This window comes from Amycolatopsis lexingtonensis (assembly GCF_014873755.1).
Taxonomy (GTDB): Bacteria; Actinomycetota; Actinomycetes; order Mycobacteriales; family Pseudonocardiaceae; genus Amycolatopsis; species Amycolatopsis lexingtonensis.
In genome coordinates, this window is sequence record NZ_JADBEG010000001.1 from 5,084,571 (window position 1) to 5,104,880 (window position 20,310).

Annotated in this window: 18 protein-coding genes and 1 tRNA gene; 9 read left to right on the top strand and 10 right to left on the bottom strand. The window is 70.9% G+C overall.

The window, feature by feature from the left end; all coding sequences use genetic code 11:
• Positions 1 to 20: 20 nt before the first annotated feature.
• Positions 21 to 1,157: an acyl-CoA dehydrogenase family protein gene (locus H4696_RS22710; RefSeq protein WP_086862058.1), complete on the bottom strand. Its 1,137-nt coding sequence runs from the start codon at positions 1,155 to 1,157 to the stop codon at positions 21 to 23.
• A 31-nt stretch (positions 1,158 to 1,188) separates the two neighbouring features.
• Here H4696_RS22710 and H4696_RS22715 point away from each other — a divergent pair, with 31 nt between their 5' ends.
• Together H4696_RS22715 and H4696_RS22720 are read left to right on the top strand one after the other, a co-directional pair.
• Positions 1,189 to 2,676, top strand: coding sequence for an AMP-binding protein (locus H4696_RS22715; protein ID WP_086862049.1), 1,488 nt, complete (start codon positions 1,189 to 1,191; stop codon positions 2,674 to 2,676).
• A 13-nt stretch (positions 2,677 to 2,689) separates the two neighbouring features.
• Positions 2,690 to 3,106, top strand: a complete 417-nt coding sequence (locus H4696_RS22720; RefSeq protein WP_086862048.1) for a cupin domain-containing protein — start codon at positions 2,690 to 2,692, stop codon at positions 3,104 to 3,106.
• Here H4696_RS22720 and H4696_RS22725 read toward each other — a convergent pair.
• Positions 3,103 to 3,567 carry a MarR family winged helix-turn-helix transcriptional regulator gene (locus H4696_RS22725; RefSeq protein WP_086862047.1) on the bottom strand — a complete coding sequence of 155 codons (465 nt, stop codon included), beginning with the start codon at positions 3,565 to 3,567 and terminating at the stop codon, positions 3,103 to 3,105. The two genes, H4696_RS22720 and H4696_RS22725, sit on opposite strands and share 4 nt — an antisense overlap.
• A 74-nt stretch (positions 3,568 to 3,641) precedes the next feature.
• Here H4696_RS22725 and H4696_RS22730 point away from each other — a divergent pair, with 74 nt between their 5' ends.
• Both H4696_RS22730 and H4696_RS22735 read left to right on the top strand, forming a co-directional pair.
• The gene (locus H4696_RS22730) at positions 3,642 to 4,205 is read left to right on the top strand and encodes a carboxymuconolactone decarboxylase family protein (RefSeq protein WP_086862046.1); all 564 of its coding nucleotides are present in this window, start codon (positions 3,642 to 3,644) and stop codon (positions 4,203 to 4,205) included.
• A 47-nt stretch (positions 4,206 to 4,252) separates the two neighbouring features.
• Positions 4,253 to 4,996 (top strand): SdrD B-like domain-containing protein, encoded by a 744-nt coding sequence (locus H4696_RS22735; protein ID WP_192782484.1) that lies wholly within the window; start codon positions 4,253 to 4,255, stop codon positions 4,994 to 4,996.
• 281 nt (positions 4,997 to 5,277) lie between these two features.
• On the opposite strand, the gene H4696_RS22740 is transcribed toward H4696_RS22735, so the two are convergent.
• Positions 5,278 to 5,859 carry a short chain dehydrogenase gene (locus tag H4696_RS22740; RefSeq protein ID WP_192782485.1) on the bottom strand — a complete coding sequence of 194 codons (582 nt, stop codon included), beginning with the start codon at positions 5,857 to 5,859 and terminating at the stop codon, positions 5,278 to 5,280.
• Positions 5,860 to 5,958: 99 nt separating this feature from the next.
• Here H4696_RS22740 and H4696_RS22745 point away from each other — a divergent pair, with 99 nt between their 5' ends.
• Positions 5,959 to 7,398: an MFS transporter gene (locus H4696_RS22745; RefSeq protein WP_086865011.1), complete on the top strand. Its 1,440-nt coding sequence runs from the start codon at positions 5,959 to 5,961 to the stop codon at positions 7,396 to 7,398.
• A gap of 16 nt (positions 7,399 to 7,414) precedes the next feature.
• Here H4696_RS22745 and fxsT read toward each other — a convergent pair whose 3' ends face one another.
• The 4 genes from fxsT to H4696_RS22765 all read right to left on the bottom strand — a co-directional run bounded on the left by fxsT (position 7,415) and on the right by H4696_RS22765 (position 11,205).
• Entirely contained in the window at positions 7,415 to 10,009 is a 2,595-nt protein-coding gene (fxsT, locus tag H4696_RS22750; protein WP_086865010.1) for an FxSxx-COOH system tetratricopeptide repeat protein, read from the bottom strand.
• A 108-nt stretch (positions 10,010 to 10,117) separates the two neighbouring features.
• Positions 10,118 to 10,192 (bottom strand) — tRNA-Val (locus H4696_RS22755).
• Positions 10,193 to 10,236: 44 nt separating this feature from the next.
• On the bottom strand, positions 10,237 to 10,701 hold the full coding sequence (locus H4696_RS22760) for a peroxiredoxin (RefSeq protein ID WP_086862655.1): 465 nt from the start codon (positions 10,699 to 10,701) through the stop codon (positions 10,237 to 10,239).
• A 72-nt stretch (positions 10,702 to 10,773) separates the two neighbouring features.
• Positions 10,774 to 11,205, bottom strand: a complete 432-nt coding sequence (locus tag H4696_RS22765) for a DUF3052 domain-containing protein (RefSeq protein WP_086862656.1) — start codon at positions 11,203 to 11,205, stop codon at positions 10,774 to 10,776.
• Positions 11,206 to 11,622: 417 nt separating this feature from the next.
• On the opposite strand from H4696_RS22765, the gene aceE reads away from it, so the two are divergent.
• Both aceE and H4696_RS22775 read left to right on the top strand, forming a co-directional pair.
• On the top strand, positions 11,623 to 14,418 hold the full coding sequence (gene aceE, locus H4696_RS22770) for a pyruvate dehydrogenase (acetyl-transferring), homodimeric type (RefSeq protein ID WP_086862657.1): 2,796 nt from the start codon (positions 11,623 to 11,625) through the stop codon (positions 14,416 to 14,418).
• A gap of 83 nt (positions 14,419 to 14,501) precedes the next feature.
• Entirely contained in the window at positions 14,502 to 15,713 is a 1,212-nt protein-coding gene (locus H4696_RS22775) for an alpha-hydroxy acid oxidase (protein ID WP_086862658.1), read from the top strand.
• Here the strand turns inward: H4696_RS22775 and H4696_RS22780 are convergent.
• Positions 15,710 to 16,456: an SDR family oxidoreductase gene (locus tag H4696_RS22780; RefSeq protein ID WP_211299850.1), complete on the bottom strand. Its 747-nt coding sequence runs from the start codon at positions 16,454 to 16,456 to the stop codon at positions 15,710 to 15,712. The genes H4696_RS22775 and H4696_RS22780 overlap by 4 nt on opposite strands.
• A 79-nt stretch (positions 16,457 to 16,535) precedes the next feature.
• Between H4696_RS22780 and H4696_RS22785 the strand changes: the two genes are divergently transcribed.
• Positions 16,536 to 17,126, top strand: coding sequence for a TetR/AcrR family transcriptional regulator (locus tag H4696_RS22785; RefSeq protein WP_086864393.1), 591 nt, complete (start codon positions 16,536 to 16,538; stop codon positions 17,124 to 17,126).
• A gap of 118 nt (positions 17,127 to 17,244) precedes the next feature.
• Positions 17,245 to 18,861, top strand: a complete 1,617-nt coding sequence (locus H4696_RS22790; RefSeq protein ID WP_086864394.1) for an L-lactate permease — start codon at positions 17,245 to 17,247, stop codon at positions 18,859 to 18,861.
• On the opposite strand, the gene H4696_RS22795 is transcribed toward H4696_RS22790, so the two are convergent.
• Entirely contained in the window at positions 18,842 to 19,480 is a 639-nt protein-coding gene (locus H4696_RS22795; RefSeq protein ID WP_086864395.1) for a nicotinamide mononucleotide transporter family protein, read from the bottom strand. The two genes, H4696_RS22790 and H4696_RS22795, sit on opposite strands and share 20 nt — an antisense overlap.
• 55 nt (positions 19,481 to 19,535) lie before the next feature.
• Entirely contained in the window at positions 19,536 to 20,255 is a 720-nt protein-coding gene (locus H4696_RS22800; RefSeq protein WP_158104414.1) for an MOSC domain-containing protein, read from the bottom strand.
• Positions 20,256 to 20,310 lie beyond the last annotated feature (55 nt).

Below are 20,310 nucleotides of genomic sequence, written 5' to 3' on the forward strand. Positions count from 1 at the left end.
GAGTGAACTCCAGCGCAACTTCAGTCCTTGAGCAGCTGCCGCGCGATCACAAGCTTCTGGATCTCGCTGGTGCCCTCGTAGATGCGGAACAGCCGCGCGTCCCGGTAGATCCGCTCGACGGTCACGCCGCGGACGTACCCCATCCCGCCGTGCACCTGCACCGCACGGTCGGCGACCCGGCCGAGCATCTCGGTGCAGAACAGCTTCGCCGACGACGGGCCGAGCTTGCGGTCCTCGCCCGAGTCGTACTTCGCGGCGGCTTCGTGCACCATCGCGCGGCCGGCCGCCAGCTCCGCGTGCGACTCCGCGAGCAGCGCCTGGACCAGCTGGTACTCGCCGATCGTCCGGCCGCCCTGGCGCGCGGTCCGCGCGTACTCGACGGCTTCGGCGAGCGCGCGCTCGGCCATGCCGACGCACAGCGCCGCGATGTGCAGCCGGCCCCGGGCGAGCGAGGCCATCGCGATGCCGAAGCCCTTGCCCTCCTCGCCGACCAGCGCGTCCACCGGCAGCTCGACGTCGTCGAAGACCACCTCCGACGTCCACGCGCCGGCCTGGCCCATCTTGGTGTCGTGCGGGCCGACCGTGACGCCGTCCGCCCCCGCGGGGACCAGGAACGCCGAGATGCCGCGGCTGCCGGTGCTGTCGAGGTCGGTGCGCGCGAAGGCGACGAAGACCTCGGCGAGCGGCGCGTTCGTGATGAACCGCTTGGTGCCCGAGAGCCGGTAACGGTCGCCGTCGCGGACCGCGCGGCTGGTCAGGCCGCCCGGATCCGACCCGGCCTCGGCTTCGGTGAGCGCGAAGGAGGCGATCGCCTGCCCCGCCGCCAGCCGCGGCAGCCAGCGGGTGCGCTGGTCCGGCGTCCCGTAGTGCACGATCGCCTGGCCGGCGATGCCGTTGTTGGTGCCGAACAGGGACCGGAACGCGGGCGTCGTCCAGCCGAGCTCGATCGCCAGCCGGACGTCTTCGGCCATGCCGAGCCCCAGGCCGCCGTACTCCTCCGGCAGCGCCCAGCCGAACAGGCCCAGTTCGGCGGCTTTGTCCCGGATTCCGGCCGGGATCTCGTCGTGCTCGTCGATCTCCGCCTCGCGCGGCACGACCTCCTTGCGCACGAACTCCCGCACCGCGCCGAGGACCTGCCCGAAAACGTCCGCGTCCATGCGTCGCACGGTACCCGGTAGCGTGCGGTGCGTGAGCACCTTCTTCGACGTCGCCGAGCAGTACCCGGACCGGCTCGCGGTGCTCGCGCCCGACGGGACCGCCGCGACCTTCGGCGAGCTGGCCGCGCGGGCGAACCGGCTGACGCACGCGCTGCGCCGGCTGGGGCTCGAGCCGGGCGACGGCGTCGTCGCGATCGTCCACAACGGACTCCCGTACTTCGAGTTACTGTTCGCGACGCTGCAGGCCGGGATGTACTTCACGCCGGTCAACTACCGGTCGTCGCCCACCGAAATCGCTTATGTGGTGGCGAACAGCGGCGCGCGGGTGGTCGTCGCCGAGGCGGACATCGCGCGGGAATGCGACGTCGACGTGCCGCGGTTCTCGATCGGCCCGGCCGAGGGCTGGGGCGACTACGCGACCTGGGGCGAGGACGAGCCGTCGTCGCCGCCCGAGCCGCGGACCGCGGGCCAGACGATGCTCTACACGTCGGGGACCACCGGGCGGCCCAAGGGCGTCCGGCGCGCGCTCAGCGGGAAACCGCCGTCGCTGCACCCGATCCACCGGAATCTGCTGGCGATGTTCGACGTTCACCCGGGGACGGGCGTGCACCTGGTGGCGTGCCCGCTTTACCACGCGGCGCCCGGTTCGTTCGCCGTCAACGCGATGCACCTCGGGCACAGCGCGGTGCTGATGGACCGCTTCGACGCCGAAGAGACGTTGCGGCTCGTCGAACGGCACCGCGTCACGAGCACGCACCTGGTGCCGACCATGTTCCACCGGATGCTGCGGCTGCCCGAGGACGTCCGCGCGCGGTACGACCTCTCGAGCCTGGTGAGCGTGATCCACGGGGCGGCGCCGTGCCCGCGCGAGGTCAAGGAACGGATGATCGGCTGGCTCGGCCCGGTGGTGCACGAGTACTACGGCGCTTCGGAAGGGCTGATCTGCGGCGTCACCGCGTCCGAGTGGCTGGCCGCGCCCGGCACCGTGGGACGGCCACTGCCCGGCGTGCGCTTGAAGATCCTCGACGACGACGGCGCCGTGGTGCCCGGCGGCGAACCCGGCACGATCTGGTTCAGCTCGGCCCACACCGCGCTCGACTACCTCGGCGACCCGGAGAAGACCGCGGCGAACCGGTCGGGCGAGTTCATCACCGTCGGCGACTTCGGGTACCGCGACGGCGAAGGCCGCGTCTTCCTGCTCGACCGCCGCACCGACCTGATCCTCTCGGGCGGGGTCAACATCTACCCGGCCGAGGTCGAGGCGCGGCTGCTCACCCACCCCGACGTCGCCGACGCGGCGGTGATCGGCGAGCCGGACGACGAATGGGGGCAGCGCGTGGTCGCCGTCGTCGAACCGGTGCCCGGCGTCGCTCCGGGCGACGAGCTGGCCGCGCGGCTGGCCGAGCACTGCCGTGCCGCGCTGGCGGGGTTCAAGACGCCGAAGCGGTTCGACTTCACCGATCGCCTGCCGCGCACGGAATCGGGCAAGATGGTGCGGCGCACCCTGCGCTCGTCGTGAGGAGTACTGCCCGATGCGCAAGACCTGCACGATCTTCGCCACCGCCGCACTGGCTCTCGCGCTGCTGCCCGGGACCGCGTCCGCGACGCCCGGCAGCGGCGTCACCGGCACCATCCTGGCCCAGAAGACCGTCGGCCACACCGACTACACGCTGCGGGAGATCACCATCCAGCCCGGCGGCTACACCGGCTGGCACTTCCACGACGGCACGCTCTACGCGTACGTCAAAGCCGGGACGCTGACGCACAACCTGGCCGACTGCAGCATCGACGGCATCTTCGGCACCGGGCGCGCGTTCAGCGAAAAGCCCGACCAGGTGCACATCGGCCGCAACCTCGGATCGACGCCGCTGGTGCTCGAAGTCCTGTACGTGCTGCCGGCGGGCAGCCCCCTATCGGAGGACGCGCCGGACCCGGGCTGCGGCTTCTAGCTCGTGAACCACCCCGCGGCGTCCAGGCGGTAGGCCGCGGGCCCGACGACCTTGCGCAGGTCGGCTTCGAGCGCGCCGATCCGCTCGGCGCCGACCGCGCGCGCCCACTCCGCGCGCAGGTCGTCGAAGATTTCCGCCGACTTCGTGAGCGCGTCGATGCCGTGCGCGCTGAGCCGCACGATCTTGCGCCGCGCGTCGGCGGGGTCGTCGGCGCGTTCGGCGTACCCGAGTGCTTCCAGGCGCTCGACGGTCTTGCCCGCCGCCTGCTTGGACACACCGAGGCGGCGGCCGATCTCCGACGCCGTCGCGCCCTGGACGCCGATGGCCTGCATGGCGAAGCCGTACGACGGGCGGACGTCCGGGTGGCCCTGGCGCGCGAGCTCGGCGTGCAGACGGTCGATGAGCGTGCGGAAGCCGCCGAAGAGCAGGAACGGCAGCTCGTAGCCGGGTGGTTCGGCCATTACCCCTTGCCCTTTTCGACAACCAGGTTTACTGTTTCGACAACCACGTTGTCGATAATACGTCTGGAGACGTCTTGTTCCCCGATCACACCCCGGAGTCTGCACCCCCCGCCGCCCGCCCGACGATGGCGGCCACCGCGAAGAAGTTCGGCCACGTTCCCCCGGCCGTCGCCCGGATGGCGACGTCGCCGGAGACGCTGAACGGCTTCCTCAAGCTCAACGCGATCTTCGAGGCCACGACGCTGCCGGCGCTGGAGCGCGAAGTCCTGATCATGACGGTGGCCACGCGCAACGGCTGCCACGTCTGCGTCGCGATGCACACGGCGTCGCTGGAAGCCCTGTCGGCGCCGCCGGAGCTGGTGACGGCGTTGCGGGCGCAGGCTCCCCTGCCGTCCGCGCGGCTGGAAGCGTTGCGGCGGTTCGTCTTGACCGTGATGGACACGACGGGCGACGTCCTGCCCGCGTCGCTGGCCGAGTTCGTGGCGGCCGGGTTCACCCCGCGCAACGCGCTGGAGGTGGTGCTGGGGATCGGGACGTACACGGTTTCGACGTACGCGAACCGGCTCATCCAGGCGCCGCTGGACGAGGCTTTCGCCGGTCACGCCTGGGATCCCGAAACTGTCGGTGCCTCGCGGTAGCTTCCTTCCACCGGCGGCATGGGGCGGCCGGCGAAGGGGGATCCACCATGGAGTTCCGGCGAAGAGCGGCGGTTCTGGGCGCGGTGGCCGCGGTGCTGACGGGCGTGCTGGCCGGCCCGGCCGCGGCGGCGGCGGACATCGGGGAGCTGCACGGGCTGGTCTGGTTCGACCGCGACGGCGACTTCAGCCACGACCCGGGCGACCCCGGCCGGGCGGGCGCCAAGGTCATCGCGCACCTGGTCAGCCCGGCGACGGACTACGTGACCGTCACCGACGCCCAAGGCGGCTACTCGTTCACGGGCTTGCCGTTGGGCGACTACAGCATCCACGCGCCGGACGACGGCTACCGGTCGATCAGCTCGAGCACCCACGACCGGACGCTGACGGAGCAGTACTGGTCCGGGTACGACGAGTTCGCGCAGATCGGCGCCCGCATCCACGGCCGGGCCTGGGACGACACGAACGGCGACGGCATCCGCCAGAGCACGGAACCCCGCCGGGAAACGCAGATTTCCCTGGTGGGACCGAGCGCGTACGAAGGACTGCTGAACCGCACGGTGACCACGACGGGCGGTGAGGACTACTACTTCGAAGACGTCCCGCAGGGCACGTACAAGCTGCGCACCACTCCCCCACCGGGATTGACGGCGACCAAGTTCCACGCGGCCACGGAGTGGTACCTGGACTCCGACTTCCACGGCGGCCTGGGGAGCACGCTGTCGACCGACCCGATTCCGGTCTGGCCGGACGAGTACAAACCCAACAACGACGTGGGCTTCGTGGTGCGCTGACCGGGGTTGCCGCGGGAGGGGTTCCGGGGGCCGGTGGGCAAGGGGGTGGAGGCCGGGGGCTGGGGGCCTGATCCAGCCTCACCGCAGGTGCCGACCCGGTCACCAAGGCAAGTCGGCCGCCGGCCACCTGCGGGCCCCGGCCCACCCGACGGCGGCGACCCGGCGACCGAAGCGGGGGCAAACACCCACCACCTCGCGGCTTACCGACGGGCGTCAGCCGGCCACCTTCGGCCCCCGGCATCCCGGTAGCCCGGCTCGGCGCGCACCCACGCTGAGCCGGGCTACCGGGGAACGACAGTGCTGCCGGTGGCATCCCCTTCGACGAGCCCGCGATAAGCCTCGGCGACGACCGCCACCGGCGTCCCGCGAGCACCGTCCTCGCCCATCGCCTCGAGGGTCTCGCTGATCCACCCCGGGCTCACGAGGTTGATCCGCACCCCCCGCGGCAGCTCCGCGGCGGCCGAATGAACGAACCCTTCGAGCCCGGCGTTCACCAATGCGCCGAGCCCGCTTCCGGGGATCGGCTCGGTGAACGTGCCACCGGTGAGCGTGATCGAGCCACCGTCGGTCAGGTGCGCGGCCGCCCGCCGGGCGAGCGCGACCTGGCCGAGCAGCTTGCCGCGCAGGTCGTCGAGCACCTGCTCGTCGGTCAGCCCGACCAGCGGCCGCAGCGGCACGTTGGCGGCGCAGCACACGACGGCGTCGGCACCGGCGCCGAAGAGCGCGTCGAGCGTCGCGGGTTCCCGGAGGTCGGCGCTCACCGCCGACGTGCGCGAAACGGCGACGAGGTCATGCCGCGTTCCGAGGGCGGCGACGACCGCCCGCCCGACGAGCCCGGTCGCTCCCAGCACGATGATCTTCACCCTGCCGACGCTAGCCGAAAAAAACTTCGGGGCACCGTGTCCGGTCGCCGCGACCGGCTCCGACCTCCTGGTGTGACCGACCACGGAGAAGGAGTCGAAATGGACAAGCCGGCCGGACGGCGGGAGTGGCTGGGCCTGGCGGTGCTGGTACTGCCCACCCTGCTCGTCGCGATGGACATGACCTCGTTGTTCCTCGCGTTGCCGCAGCTCAGCGCCGACCTCGGGGCGAGCGCCACGGAGCAGTTGTGGATCACCGACAGCTACGGCTTCGTGGTCGCCGGGTTCGTCATCACGATGGGCACCCTCGGCGACCGCATCGGCCGCCGGCGGCTGCTGCTCACCGGCGGCGCGGCTTTCGGGATCCTCTCGATCGTCGCCGCGTTCTCGACGAGCCCGGAGATGCTCATCGTGGTCCGCGGCGCGCTCGGCGTGGCGGGGGCGACGCTGATGCCGTCGACACTCGCCCTGATCACCAACATGTTCCGCGACGGCCGCCAGCGCGGAAAGGCCATCTCCATCTGGGCCACGTGCCAGTTCGCGGGCGGCGCGGCCGGCCCGGTGTTCGCCGGATTCCTGCTCCAGCACTTCAGCTGGGGCTCGGTGTTCCTGGTCGCCGTCCCGGCGGTGGCGGTGCTGCTGGCCGCCGGCCCGTTCCTCCTCCCGGAGTTCCGCGCCCCGGCCTCCGGCCGCCTGGACCTCCCCGGCGTCGCGCTCTCCCTGGCCGCGGTGCTGCTGATCGTGTTCGGCCTCAAGCAGCTGACCACGGGCTCGCTGCTCCTGCCCCTGACCGCGATCGCCGCCGGCGCCCTCCTCGGCGCGGCGTTCGCCCACCGCCAGCTGACGACGGCATCCCCGCTGCTGGACCTCCGCCTGTTCCGCAACCGCCCCTTCACGGCGGTCCTGGTGTCCCTGGTCTTCGCGGGCGTCGCGATGGCGGGTGTCGGCCTGCTGGTCACGCAGTACCTGCAGAGCGTCCTGGGCTACTCCCCGCTGCTCTCGGCGGTCCTGTTCGCCCCGATGGGCCTCGGCGTGGCACTGGGCACGATGACGGCCCCCACCCTGACCCGCTGGCTCTCCCCAGCCACCGCAATCGCCGGCGGCCTCCTCATCTCGGCGGCGGGCAGCCTCCTCCTGGTCGTCACCCACGGCCCGGCACTGGTGATGGCGGCCATCGCGATCCTGACCCTGGGCACGGGCCCGCTGTTCGCCCTGGGCATCGGCCTGGTGATGGGCTCGGTCCCGCCGGAGCGAGCGGGTTCAGCGGCCTCGATGGCAGACACCGGCAACTACCTGGGCGGTTCCCTGGGCCTGGCCCTGATCGGCCTGACGGCAACAGCGATCTACCACGCCGTCTTCCCGACCGGCTCGACGCTCGCGGTGGACGTGACGCGCCCGGAGCTGGCGGCCCAGGCGAAGGAAGCGTTCACGACGGCCCTGAACGTGACGGGCGTGATCGCGGCAGTGCTGTTCATCGGCCTGGCGGTGCTGGTCCGGACAATGCGCTCGGCACCCGTTCCGGAAGCCGCGATGGCCGGGTGAAAAACCGGACATCCCGTCATTCCGGCGCTTGCTCGGCAAGCTTTCGATAAGCGGCGAGGTTCCGGGCACCGGCGAGGGTGTCGGGGTGATCGTCGCCCAGGACCCGCTTCGAGCGGATGAAGGTGTCCTCGTCCAGCTCGCGAGCCCGCCGGAACTCGCCCAACGCCCAGAGATCAGCGGCGAGGAAGCCAGCGGATGCGAGGGTTTCGGGATGATCATCGCCCAGAACGCGCCTGCAACGGGCGAAGGTGTCCTCGTCCAGCTCGCGAGCCCGCCGGAACTCGCCCAACGCCCTGAGATCGGCAGCGAGGTGGTTGGCCGCGATGAGGGTATCGGGGTGGTCATCTCCCAGGACGCGCCTGCAACGGGCGAAGGTGTCCTCGTGCAAGTCCCGAGCCTGCTGGTGCTCACCCAATGACCTGAGGCTGGAGGCGAGTTGGTTGGTCGAGATGAGGGTGCTGGGGTGGTCGTCGCCCAAGACGCGCTTGCAACGGGCCAGAGTGTCTTCGTGCAGCTCCCGAGCTTGCTGGTGCTCACCCAACTGTGTCAGGTCGGCCGCGAGGTTGTGGGCTGCGATGAGCGTGCTCGGGTGATCGTCACCCCGCACCCGCTTCGACCGGGCGAAGGTGTCCTCGTGCAAGTCCCGAGCCTGCTGGTACTCACCCAGCGACCTGAGGCTGGAGGCGAGCTGGTTAGCCGAGACGAGCGTGCTGGGGTGATCGTCACCCCGCACCCGCCTCCACCGGGCGAGAGTGTCCTCGTGCAATCCCCGAGCCTGCTGGTGCTCGCCCAAGTCCCGCAGCACGACCGCGAGGTTGTTGGCGGAGGCGAGGGTGCTCGGGTGGTCGTCGCCGAGCAGGTCCTTGTGCCGTTCGTAGGCACGCCGGGTCAGTGGCAAGGCCGCACGGGGATCGCCGTGGCTGTGCACGTAGGTCGCGGCGCAGTCGAGAAGGTGGCTCACCTCTGGGGTCGCCAACTGCCGCGCGTACGCGGGATCGCACACGAAAAGCACGTGCGGCAGGACCGCTCGCCATTGCGGCCAGCCCGACGGATTGCTCGGCGGGCTCTCGGGTAGCCCGGCGTACACCAGACGGATCGCGGTGACGGGCCAGGTGGCATCCTCATCGTCTTCCATCGTGATGTCCCGCCGAGTCCGCGCGCGCAGCAGTGCGGCGGGAACGCGGTGGAGCTGGATGGTCGTCGTGGTGACGTCGGCCATGCCGCGCGTACGCAGGGCTGCGGTGATGTCGGCGAAGGCCAGCGGGTCCCGCGCCGCGGCTCCGGCTTCGCCGGTCTGGTGGGTGAGCAAGGTCAGCGGCACCGGCTCGGGAGCCAGCCAAGCCACCAGGGTGAGTGTGTTCAACGCGGCGGGGTGGTCCCGGGCCAGCTGGTCGAACGACACCGCCCACGCCGCGGCCAGCGAGACCGGGTAGCTGCTGCCGCTTCCGTGGCGAGCCAGCAGTTCTTCGGTGCGCTGGGCCAGCAGCTCGAGGTAAGCGTCAGCCGTCCAGCCGGTCGTCGCCAGGAGGCGAGCGGCCTGGTCGACGGCCAACGGCAGATCGCCCACGGCTTCGGCGACGCGACCGGCGTCGAGATCGGTGAGCTGGGCACAACGCGATCGCAGCAGCTCGACCGACTCCGCACGGGTGAACTCCCGCACCGGCAACGCCGCCCCGACGTCGTCCCATTCGGGGTTGCGGGAGGTGATGACGACGTGCCCGTCCCCGCCGGGCAGCAACCGCCGAAGCGACGCGGCGCCCTCGGCGTTGTCGAACACCAGCAGCCACCGCCCGCGCGACTGCAGCGCACCGCGGAGCCGCGCCAGGGCGACGTCCGGCGGATCCTGGCCGGTGGCCAGGTTCAGCGCCTGGGCTAGGTCGGCCAGGTGACCGGCGACGAGGCCCGGATCTTCCGACGGGATCCACCAGGCCACGTCGTACTCGTCGGCGTAGCGGTGGGCGTACTCGATCGCCGTCGTGGTCTTCCCGACCCCGCCCATCCCGTTCATCGCCTGCACCACCGCCGGCCGGCCCGCGCACAACGCCTCACGAAGCCGCGTCAGGAGCTCGTCTCGCCCGGTGAAGCTGACGCTCCGGGCGGGGATGTTCGAGATCCGGCCCGCGGGCATCGACTGCTGCCGGGGACGGCGGAGTTCGGTCAGCGCCTGAAGCAGCTTCGTCTCCAGCTGCCCCGGCGACGACACCTTCGTGACGGCGACCCCGCTGTCGTGAAGCCGGCGCCGGAAGGCTTCCTGCCGGGCGCCGTGCCGCAGGTCCCGGAACAACGCCGGCGGGCCCTCGGTGTCCTCGGCCAGCACGAACACCAGCCGCGGCAGGCCCGCGTCCGTCGCGATCTGGAACTCCTGCTCGGTGTAGGACACCTCCGGGCGGTCCCGGACCGGCGTGCCGTAGCGGAAGCCCGCGATCAGGACGTACACGTCCGCGTCGGCCAGCATTTCCCGGTCGAGCTGCTCGGGTGTCACGTCCCGGGCGGTGAAGTGGGCCATGTCCACCACCGCGTCCCCGGCCGCGGCCACCGCCGCCTGGGCGGCCGCCACGAACGAGCGCGGCTCGGGCAGCTCACCCAGCTCGCTCGTGTGGCTCAGGAACACCCGCCGAGGTGACGGCTTCCCCGCAGGCACCGCCCGCACCCCCTCACGCAGTCGATCCCTTGGAACAAGTCTCCAAGGTCCGCGCGGGCGTTACGGCAAAAGCCGGAGTGGTGGGCGCAGCAGGGTTCGAACCTGCGACCGCTCGGGTGTAAACCGAGTGCTCTTCCGCTGAGCTATGCGCCCCGCCGGCGGTGGCCCCCACCTGGGGACCACCGCCGGGGAAAACCTCAAGCCGTCAGTTCGGCGACGGCCTTCTTCCAGCCCTGCTGGTCGCGCGCCTCGCCGGGCGCGTTGACCTCGGCGAACCGCACCACGCCGGACGTGTCGATCAAGAACGTCCCGCGCACGGCCAGGCCGGCCTGCTCGTTGAACACGCCGTAGGCCTTGGCCACCTCGCCGTGCGGCCAGAAGTCGGACAGCAGCGGGAACTGGTAGCCCTCCTTCTCGGCCCACGCCTTCAGCGAGAACGGCGTGTCGACCGAGATGCCCAGGACCTGGACGCCCTTGCCGTCGTAGTCCGCGAACTCGTCGCGGAGCTGGCAGAGCTCGCCGGTGCAGATGCCGCTGAACGCGAACGGGTAGAAGACCACCAGTACTGGCTTGTCGCCCCGGAAGGACGACAGCTGGACCGGCTGCTTGTTGTAGTCGTTGAGCGTGAAGTCAGGGGCCTCAGAACCGACCTCGACGGCCATACCGCGTTTCCTCTCCCGTACGGACACGTGCCTGCGACGACAACCCTATCGTGTGCGACGGGCGGGGCCGGGTCAGCGCTGCTTCGACTTCGACTTGGGGGACACCAGCCGGGTGCCGATCCAGTTCGGGCCGACACTCATGTTGGCGGTCTGGGCCAGTCCGACGGCGGGCACCGCTTCGGCGATTTCGCTCGGTTCGACGTGCCCGGGCTGCCCCGTCTTCGGGGTCAGCACCCAGATCACGCCGGTCTCTTCCAGGGGGCCCCTGGCGTCGATGAGCGCGTCCCCGAGATCGCCGTCGTCCTCGCGCCACCACAGCAGCACCACGTCGATGACCTCGTCGGCGTCCTCGTCGAGGATGTCCCCGCCGATCTGCTCCTCGATCGCCGAGCGGACGTCGTCGTCGACGTCTTCGTCCCAGCCGATCTCCTGGACCACCATCTCGGGCTTGATGCCGAGCCTCTCGGCGACGCTGCTCTGATCAGCGTCTCCCGCGGCGACCACTGCTTTCACTCCTCCAACTACGACGGAGTGTGGCGCCGGACACCCTCTTCGAAGGTACGGCGGCGCCACACTCGGCGACCCGGTTGCGAACAGCGAACACTGGTAGGGCTCCGCGCGCAACCGTCCACACCGGATCTTTGACAACTCGTGTCGCAGGATACGGCCCGCGAGGGCCCCTCCGCGACGGCGTTTCGGGTACCTCGGCCGACCGGTCTGCCACCCCTCCGGGTGCCGTCCCCTAGGGTGGGGGAGAAGAAAACGCGCGCGCGATACACCGCGCGCGGGGAGTGGCCCGACCGGGTCGGCCCATGTTACCGCCAAGTAGCGGTGCGGAAGCGGGGACGGAAGACGACGATGGAGAGTCGTACACGCCCGCGCACGAGCACCACCGGCTACAACTTTTCGCAAGGAGACCCCTTGGCCCCGCAGAACGACGGCGCCTCCGGCAAGGAGACCCCGGCACGCGTACGCGTCATCCGTGACGGACTGGCGGCGCACCTGCCCGACATCGACCCGGAGGAGACCGCCGAGTGGCTGGACTCCTTCGACGAGGCTCTGGCGAGGGGCGGGCAGCAGCGGGCCCGGTACCTGATGCTGCGCATCCTCGAGCGGGCCCGGGAGCGGAACGTCGGCGTCCCGGCCCTGACCTCGACGGACTACGTCAACACGATCCCCACCGAGAACGAACCGTGGTTCCCCGGTGACGAGGAGATCGAGCGCCGCTACCGCGCCTACATCCGCTGGAACGCGGCGATCATGGTGCACCGCGCGCAGCGCCCCGGCGTCGGCGTCGGCGGCCACATCTCGACCTACGCCTCCTCGGCCGCGCTCTACGAGGTCGGGTTCAACCACTTCTTCCGAGGCAAGGACCACTCCGGCGGCGGCGACCAGATCTACATCCAGGGCCACGCCTCCCCCGGCATCTACGCCCGCGCGTTCCTCGAGGGCCGGCTGTCCGAGCGGCAGCTCGACGGCTTCCGCCAGGAGTACAGCCACGCCGGCGAGGGCGGCGGCCTGCCGTCGTACCCGCACCCGCGGCTGATGCCGGACTTCTGGGAGAACCCGACGGTGTCGATGGGCCTCGGCCCGATGAACGCCATCTACCAGGCGCGGTTCAACCGCTACCTGCGCGACCGCGGCATCAAGAACACCGACGACCAGCACGTCTGGGCGTTCCTCGGCGACGGCGAGATGGACGAGGCCGAATCGCGCGGCCTGATCCACGTCGCGGCCGGCGAGGGCCTCGACAACCTGACCTTCGTGATCAACTGCAACCTGCAGCGGCTCGACGGCCCGGTGCGCGGCAACGGCAAGATCATCCAGGAGCTGGAGTCGTACTTCCGCGGCGCCGGCTGGAACGTCATCAAGGTCATCTGGGGCCGCGAGTGGGACTCGCTGCTGCACGCCGACCGCGACGGCGCGCTGGTCAACCTGATGAACGTGACGCCCGACGGCGACTACCAGACGTACAAGGCCAACGACGGCGCCTTCGTCCGCGAGCACTTCTTCGGCCGCGACCCGCGGACGAAGGACCTGGTCAAGGACCTCTCCGACGCCGACATCTGGAACCTCAAGCGCGGCGGCCACGACTACCGCAAGGTCTACGCGGCGTACAAGTCGGCGCTGGAGCACCACGGCCAGCCGACGGTGATCCTGGCCCACACCATCAAGGGCTACGGCCTGGGCCCGGCGTTCGAGGGCCGCAACGCCACGCACCAGATGAAGAAGCTCACCCTCGACGACCTGAAGCTGTTCCGCGACTCGCAGCGGATCCCGATCAGCGACGAGGAGCTCGAGCGCGACCCGAAGCTGCCGCCGTACTACCACCCGGGCGCCAACTCGCCCGAGATCGAGTACATGATCGGCCGCCGCAAGGCGCTCGGCGGCTTCCTGCCGGAACGCCGCCCGAAGGCCGCCAAGGCGCTCGTGCTGCCCGGCGACAAGGTCTACGAGGGCATCCGGAAGGGCTCGGGCAAGCAGGAGGTCGCCACGACGATGGCGTTCGTCCGGCTGGTCCGCGAGCTGGCGAAGGACTCCGAGATCGGCAAGCGCGTCGTCCCGATCATCCCGGACGAGGCCCGCACGTTCGGCCTCGACTCGATGTTCCCGACGGCCAAGATCTACAACCCGCACGGCCAGACGTACACCTCGGTCGACGCGAGCCTGATGCTGGCCTACAAGGAGTCCGAGAAGGGCCAGCTGCTGCACGAGGGCATCAACGAAGCGGGCTCGACCGCGTCGTTCACCGCCGTCGGCACGTCGTACGCGACGCACGGCGAGCCGATGATCCCGATCTACATCTTCTACTCGATGTTCGGGTTCCAGCGCACCGGTGACGGCCTCTACGCCGCCGCCGACCAGATGGCCCGCGGGTTCGTCCTCGGCGCCACCGCCGGCCGCACCACGCTGACCGGTGAGGGCCTGCAGCACGCCGACGGGCACTCGCTGCTGCTGGCGGCGACCAACCCGGCCGCGGTCGCCTACGACCCGGCGTGGTCGTTCGAGATCGCGCACATCATCAAGGACGGCCTCCGCCGGATGTACGGCGAGACCGGCCCGGACGGCAACGGCGAGAACGTCTTCTACTACATGACGATCTACAACGAGCCGTACCAGCAGCCCGCCGAGCCGGAGAACCTCGACGTCGACGGCCTGCTGAAGGGTCTGTACAAGTACGCCGACGCCCCCGAAGGCGACGGTCCCGAGGTGCAGATCCTGGTCTCGGGCGTCACGATGCCGGACGCGCTCAAGGCGCAGAAGCTGCTGGCCGAGGAGTGGGGCGTGCGGGCCGCGGTGTGGTCGGCGACGTCGTGGACCGAGCTGCGGCGCGAGGCCGTCGAGATCGACCACGACAACCTGCTCTACCCGGGCAGCGAGCCGCGCGTGCCGTACGTCACCGAGGCGCTGCGGGGCTCGAACGGGCCGGTCGTGGCGGTGTCGGACTGGATGCGCGCGGTGCCGGACCTGATCCGCCCGTACGTGCCGACCGACATGCTCACGCTGGGCACGGACGGCTTCGGCTTCTCCGACACCCGGCCGGCGGCGCGGCGGAAGTTCCTGGTCGACGCCGAGTCGATCACCGTCGGCGCGCTGTCGATCCTCGCCAAGCGCGGCGAGGTCGAGCAGGCGAAGGTCCTCGAAGCGGCCACGAAGTACCGGCTGGACGACATCGCGGCCGCCGGGCCGCAGACGTCGGATTCCGGGAGCGCGTGACCTGGTGCTAGAAAGGAGCCCGGCAGACATCTGATGTCTGCCGGGCTCCTCTTGCCGCATAGTTCGTTAGGGAGTTGATCAAGGTGACCAAGCGCCGCCTGCCGAAGCCGAGCGAGCTGAAGCAGATCCTGCGACCGAAGCCGATCGTGCTGAACCCCACCGAACGGCGGCTGGCGAACGCGCACACCATCGCCGACCTGCGGATGGCCGCGCGCAAGCGCACCCCGCGGGCGGCCTTCGACTACACCGACGGCGCGGCCGAACTGGAAGACAGCCTGCGCCGCGCGCGGCAGGCCTACCGCCGGGTCGAGTTCCACCCGAACGTGCTGCGCGGAGTGTCCGATGTGGACACGACTCGCGAGATCCTCGGCAAGACCTCCGCGCTGCCGTTCGCCTTCGCCCCCACCGGTTTCACCCGGATGATGCAGCACGAGGGCGAGATCGCGGTGGCCCGCGTCGCCGAGCGCAACGGCATCCCGATGGGCCTCTCGACGATGGCGACGACGTCGATCGAGGACCTGGCCACGGCCGCGCCCGGCGCCCGCAAGTGGTTCCAGCTCTACGTCTGGCGCGACCACGGCGCCGGCGAAGATCTGATGAATCGGGCATGGGAGAACGGCTTCGACACGCTCATGCTGACCGTGGACACCCCGGTCGGCGGCGCGCGCCTGCGGGACGTCCGCAACGGCCTGACCATCCCGCCGGCGCTGACCCTCAAGACGTTCCTCGACGGCGCGACGCACCCGGCGTGGTGGTTCAACCTGCTCACCACCGAACCGCTGAACTTCGCCTCGCTGAGCCACTTCGACGGCACCGTCGCCGAGCTGCTGAACAAGCTGTTCGACCCGACGCTGAACTTCGACGACCTCGACTGGGTCCGCCAGACCTGGCCCGGCAAGCTCGTCGTCAAGGGCGTGCAGAACGTCGACGACGCGCGTGACGTCGTCAAGCACGGCGCCGACGCGGTGCTCATCTCGAACCACGGCGGCCGCCAGCTCGACCGCGCGCCGACCCCCCTGGAGCTCCTCCCGGCGGTGCTGGACGAGCTCCAGGGCGGCGCGGAGGTCTGGATCGACACCGGCATCCTGTCCGGCGGCGACATCGTGGCGGCGATCGCCCGCGGCGCCGACGCGGTCCTGGTCGGCCGCGCGTTCCTCTACGGCCTCATGGCCGGCGGCGAGCGCGGCGTGCAGCGGTGCGTGGACATCCTGCGGACGGAAATGGTCCGCACGATGCAGCTGCTGGGCGTCCGGACCCTGAAGGACCTGACGCCGAGCCACGCCACCCTGCGTTAGACCTGCGCCTGGCCGCCGTCGACGAAGAACTCGACGCCGTTGACGAAGCTCGCCTCGTCGGAGGCCAGGAACAGCGCGGCGGCCGCGATCTCCGCCGGGTCGCCGAGGCGACCCAGCGGGACCTCCGCCACGAGCCCGTCGACCAAGCCCTGCTGTGCGTCGTCGGGCACCAGGCCGAGCAGGCCCGGGGTGCGCGTCGGTCCCGGGCTCAGGACGTTGACCCGCGTGCCTGTCCCCTTCAGGTCGACCGCCCAGCTGCGGGCGAAGTTGCGCACCGCCGCCTTCGTCGCCGCGTAGACGCTGAAGGCCGGGCCGACGCGCGTCGACGTCGTCGAGCCGGTGAGGATGATCGACGCGTTCGCGTTCAGCAGCGGCAGCGCCTTCTGGACGGCGAAGAGCACCCCCTTGACGTTGGTGCCGAACGTCGAGTCGAACTGCTCCTCGGTGATCTCGCCGAGCGGGGCGAAGCTCCCGCCGCCGGAGTTGGCGACCACGACGTCCAGCCCGCGGCCGCGCTCGGCCACCGCGCGATAGAGCTCGTCGAGGTCGGCCAGGTTCGCCGAGTCCGCCCGGATCGCCGTCACGCTGCCGCCGATCTCCGCCACCGCGTCGTCGAGCACCTCCTTGCGGCGCCCGGTGATGAAGACGTGCGCCCCTTCGGCCGCGAACCGCTTCGCGACGGCGAGCCCGATGCCGGTGCCGCCACCGGTGACGACGGCCGTCTTGTTTTCCAGCTGCACGATGCCTCCCGAGTTCTTGACTATCTCGTCCAGAACGTACGCCGTTCTGGACGAGATAGTCAAGAACGCTTATCCTGGGCCCATGGCCAGACCCCGGAGCTTCGACGAAGCGGCAGTCCTGCGCACCGCACGGGACCAGTTCTGGGAGACCGGCTACGCAGGCACGAAGGTCGACGACATCGCCGCCGCGACCGGCCTCGGCAAGGGCAGCCTCTACGGCGCCTTCGGCGACAAGCACGCGCTCTTCCTGCGCGTCTTCGACCACTACTGCGCGAAATCGGCCGACGGCGTGCGAGAACAGCTCGAAGGCCCCGACGAGACGGCCTATCAGCGGCTCGGCGACCACGTGCGGGCGATCGCCGAGTCGGTCGCCGCCGACCGGGCACGGCGGGGGTGCCTGATCGCGAAGAGCACGGCCGAATGCGCGGAGCACGACGAGGCGGTCGCGGCCCGCAGCCGGCAGCTGTTCCGCGAAATGCAGGACCACCTGACGGCGTGCATCGCGGGCGCCCAGCGCGCGGGCGACATCGACGCCGGCGCGGACCCCGGCCACCTGGCCGGGCTCGTGCTGGCCGTCTTGCGCGGCCTCGAAGCGCTGGGCAAGGGCGGCGTCGAGCCGGCGGGCATCCGCGCGATCGCCGAGACCGCGATCGCCGTGCTGCCCCGGCCGTGAGCGGCTGACGCGTTGGGCCAACCGGTCTCAACTTCTTGACGGACCGCCTGGTTTGTGACGAAGATCTCGGGCACTCGCCGAAAGGCCGTTTTCGCATCGTGGAAAACGGAGGTCGCCCGTGTTCGTCCAGGATCTCACTCCCCTCGGTTCACTCGGCCTGTCGGCGCTCGTCGCCGTGCTGCCGCTGGCCACCGTCCTCGTCCTCCTCGGCGCCGTCCGGATGCGGGCGCACCACGCCGCCCTCATCGGGCTGCTCGTCGCGCTCGTCGTCGGGGTGGCCGCCTACGGCATGCCGATCGTGCAGGCCGTGTCCGGCGCGCTGTCGGGCGCCGCGTTCGGGCTGTGGCCGATCATGTGGATCGTCGTCAACGCGCTGTGGATCTACCGGCTCACCGTGCGGACCGGGCACTTCGACGTCCTGCGCCGCTCGTTCGGCCGGATCTCCGACGACCCGCGGATCCAGGCCCTGATCATCGCCTTCTGCTTCGGGGCCCTGATGGAGGCGCTGGCGGGCTTCGGCGCGCCGGTCGCGATCAGCGCCGTGATGCTCGTGGCCGTCGGCTTCCACCCGGTGAAGGCCGCGGTCGTCGCGCTCGTCGCGAACACCGCGCCGGTCGCGTTCGGCGCGATGGGCACGCCCGTCGTCACCCTCGCCCAGGTCACCGGCCTGCCGCTGCAGGAGGTGTCCTCGATCGTCGGGCGCCAGACGCCGCTGCTCGCGCTGGTCGTGCCGCTGCTGCTGGTGCTCATCGTCGACGGCAAGCGCGGGCTGAAGGACACCTGGCTGCCCGCGCTGGTCTGCGGGGTCGCGTTCGGGCTCGTGCAGTTCCTCGCGTCCAACTTCGTGTCGCCGCAGCTCGCCGACATCGGCGCCGCGCTCGCCGGGGCCGCCGCGCTCGTGGCGCTCCCGCAGACCCGCCGCCCGGTGCCCGAAGCCGTCCGGACCAGCATCGGCACCGGCGGGACGGCGACCGCGGAAGCGCCGCCGGAAGACTCGCGCGACGACGTCGTCAAGGCGTACCTGCCCTACGCGCTGATCATCGTGATCTTCTCCGTCGCGGTCCTGCCACCGGTCAAGAAGCTGCTGGACAAGGCGACCTGGAAGTTCCACTGGCCCGGGCTGAACGTGGCCGCGCCGAACGGGAAACCGGTCTCCGGCAACACCTTCTCGCTGCCGTTCCTCAACACCGGCGGCACGCTCGTCCTGCTGGCCGGCGTCCTGACGGCGGCGATACTGGCCGTTTCGGCGAGCGGCGCCGCGCAGGAGTGGCTGGCGACGGTCAAGGAGCTGCGGTTCGCGATCCTCACCGTCACCGGGGTGCTCGCGCTGGCCTACGTGATGAACCTGTCCGGCCAGACGAGCACGATCGGCACGTTCATCGCGGCGGCGGGCGCCGGGCTCGCGTTCCTGTCGCCGGTGCTGGGCTGGTTCGGCGTCGCCGTCTCGGGCTCGGACACCTCGGCGAACGCGCTGTTCGGCGCGCTGCAGGTGACGGCGGCGACCAAGACCGGCCTGCCGGCGGACCTGCTGGCCGCGGCCAACAGCTCCGGCGGCGTCCTCGGCAAGATGGTGTCGCCGCAGAACCTCACGATCGCCTGCGTGGCCGCGAACCTGCCCGGTGAGGAGGGAAAGCTGCTGCGGAAGGTGCTGCCGTGGAGCCTGGGGCTGCTGCTGGTGATGTGCCTGATCGTGTGGGGTCAGAGCACGCCGGTGCTCAGCTGGATGCTGCCATGACCCCGGACGAGGCCGCGACGCGCTTGGCGGAGCGGTTCCAGCTCCACCAGCCGTGCACGACGAGCCCGGCGAACACGATGTAGATCGCCGCCGAGAAGTAGAGCCCAGAGGAGATCTGCAGCGGCACGCCGATCGCGTCGACGACCAGCCAGACCAGCCAGAACTCGACGAGTCCCGCGCCCTGCGCGCCGAACGCGACCAGGGTGCCGACGAAGATGGCGGCGTCCGGCCACGGCGCCCAGGACGCGTTCAGCGCGTCCAGGACCAGCGCCATGACGGTCGTGCCGACGACGAAGGCGCCGAGCATGACCAGCCGTTCGGCGAGCCGGCCCGAGCGGACGACGACGCCGAACACCGGGTCCTTGCGGCGCGTCCAGGCCCACCAGCCGTAGAGCGAGATGGCGAGGATGGCGACCTGCCGGGCGGCGAGCCCGCCGAGGTGCGCGGAGACGTAGACGGCGAACAGCAGCACGGTGGCCCCGACCTGCACGGGCCACGTCCACAGGGTGCGACGCTGCGCGAGGAACACGACCGCCAGCGCGAACACCTGCCCGGCGAGCTCCGCGATCGAAATCCACTGGCCCAGCACGGTGATCCCGTGGTGCAGCAGGAAGTCCACGGCACGCCCCTTTCGTCCTACCCGCTCCCAACATGCTCCGCGCGAGGTGAATTCCCTAGGGACTGTGAGGGGCGGTACATCCCACCTCGTGGACGTCCCCGACGCGGAGCACGCCCCCGCGGACGACGCGGGCTTGCACGCCGAAGGTCACCTCGTTCACCTCGGAGATCGTCTTCAGCAGCCCGGGCGCGGCGGGCAGGTCTTCGCACGGCAGGCCGACCATCACGCAGCGGAAGGCCTTGCGGAGGACCTCCAGCTCCACTTCGCCGATCCGCACCCGCTCCCCCACCCAGGACTCCTCGGCGCGCTCGGGCGCCGGTCCGGTGTCGAGCAGGAGGTTGGCCCGGAACCGCCGCTCGTCGAGCGCGACGCCGGGCGCGCGTTCGGTCAGCCAGGCCAGCGAGGACGTCGTGACCAGGTGGACCTCGGCTTCGTCGTGGTGCGGGATCTCCGCTTCCTTGGCCAGCTCGACCCCGGGGAACTCCAGCGCGGCGGCGAGCTCGGCGTGCACGCCGCTGTCGTCACCGCGGAGCACACGCCCGTCCGGGAAGGTCAGCACCGGGACGTCGCCGTCGTAGCGGGCGGCGAAGGCGTGCAGGCCCGGCATCCGCCGGAACCGGGTGGTGTTCTTGCCGCTGCCGAACTTGCCGCCGGGATCCCGGACGGCGTACAGGCGGTCGCCCTCGAGCCCGCGCTCCCCGACCGCGACCTCGGTCAGCCGTTCGCCCGCCATCGACTTCACCGGATAGCGCCAGAGCGCCGCCACGACCCCCATCGCCCCAGGGTAGTGCCCGCCGCGACGTCTTGAATGAGTCATTCAGGTCTTCGGA

Bases quoted from the DNA above. Each gene is read 5' to 3' on its own strand.
- H4696_RS22710 (WP_086862058.1), bottom strand. From the start codon at position 1,157: ATGGACGCGGACGTTTTCGGGCAGGTCCTCGGCGCGGTGCGGGAGTTC.
- H4696_RS22720 (WP_086862048.1), top strand. From the start codon at position 2,690: ATGCGCAAGACCTGCACGATCTTCGCCACCGCCGCACTGGCTCTCGCG.
- H4696_RS22725 (WP_086862047.1), bottom strand. From the start codon at position 3,567: ATGGCCGAACCACCCGGCTACGAGCTGCCGTTCCTGCTCTTCGGCGGC.
- H4696_RS22735 (WP_192782484.1), top strand. From the start codon at position 4,253: ATGGAGTTCCGGCGAAGAGCGGCGGTTCTGGGCGCGGTGGCCGCGGTG.
- H4696_RS22745 (WP_086865011.1), top strand. From the start codon at position 5,959: ATGGACAAGCCGGCCGGACGGCGGGAGTGGCTGGGCCTGGCGGTGCTG.
- H4696_RS22760 (WP_086862655.1), bottom strand. From the start codon at position 10,701: ATGGCCGTCGAGGTCGGTTCTGAGGCCCCTGACTTCACGCTCAACGAC.
- H4696_RS22785 (WP_086864393.1), top strand. From the start codon at position 16,536: ATGGCCAGACCCCGGAGCTTCGACGAAGCGGCAGTCCTGCGCACCGCA.
- H4696_RS22800 (WP_158104414.1), bottom strand. From the start codon at position 20,255: ATGGGGGTCGTGGCGGCGCTCTGGCGCTATCCGGTGAAGTCGATGGCG.